The organism is Psychrobacter sp. T6-1, from assembly GCF_052258445.1.
Window position 1 is genome coordinate 1 of record NZ_JBQQFC010000499.1, and the last position, 1,203, is coordinate 1,203.

The window sequence follows — 1,203 nt, forward strand, 5'->3', positions numbered from 1 at the left end:
TTCATTTTCCGCGTGATTTTGCTTTACTTACCAAGCAGCTGTTATATTTTGATCGTTTTATGCGCACCTTAGCGCCAGATATGGATATGTTTAGCGATCAGCGCGTGGCGATGATTGCGCAGCCTGTTTAATCGTTACCCCTTACAAAGGATTGTGAGCTTATTGCCACAAGTGGGCACTGTCATGAAGACGACCTCTCAAAGCCGTATGCGTATGGTGCCTACTATCACCAACGAGACCATCATAGCGCTCATAGGTCTATATTGTCTCGCGGTCGTTATGGGTTACGGGCGGTTTTTATTTACTGCTACCTTGCCTGATATTATGACCCAATTGACACTCTCGACGACGGTTGCAGGTTGGCTGGCATCGGTTAATTATATTGGCTACTTTATTGGTGCTTTGATTGCGATGTTCGTCCCGCAGCGCACAACGTGGCAGACGCTTATGCTATGGACAGCAATGAGCGTAATCACTACCATGATGCTGGCAATACCCTCGCTGCCTATCATGCTCTGGTACCTAGTGCGCTTATTGGCAGGTATCGCAAGCGGTATTGCGATGATTCTGAGCTCAACCCTCGTTATTCAAAGCTTTAGCCTTGAGCGCCGAGCACTACTCTCAACCCTGCATTACGCAGGTATCGGCGTCGGTATTAGCGCATCCGCGATTTTGACATGGTGGTTGTTATCTTTGGATTATCATTTCGATGTGATTTGGTTGATCGCAGGGCTGAGCAGTTTGCCGCTTTTATGGTTATTACTGGGTATTCGACCTGATAACGCTGCTGATGCAAACCCACAGCCACGCTCTATTCATCAAACCTACATTAACTTCAAACGCTCCTTGTATGAAGCGATCAGTGGTAATGGCAAAGCCATATCTTTGTTATCAGCCAGTTACGTGCTTGCAGGCTTTGGCTATATTACCTCCACGACCTTTTTACCTGTTATGGCGACCAATCAATTAGCAGACACCTACGCTGGCTTGCAGATTTGGCTGGTAGTCGGCGTAAGCATCATCATATTCAATCCTGTTTGGGGTATCCTTGCCAAACGTATTGGCGAGATTAATACTTTAATTGGCTTAACTTTGCTGCAGGCACTAGGCATGTTCAGCCCCCTATGGTTTGCAGGTGCACTTGGACTCTATGCCAACGCCATCATCGTCGGGATGACCTTTGCAGGTATGGTCTCGATGACC

Annotated in this window: 1 protein-coding gene; it reads left to right on the plus strand. The window is 47.3% G+C overall.

Annotated elements, in window-relative coordinates; genetic code table 11:
* Positions 1 to 153: 153 nt before the first annotated feature.
* Positions 154 to 1,203: YbfB/YjiJ family MFS transporter (locus tag ACTXGO_RS14115; RefSeq protein ID WP_443574959.1), on the plus strand; the 1,050-nt coding region annotated here is incomplete at its 3' end.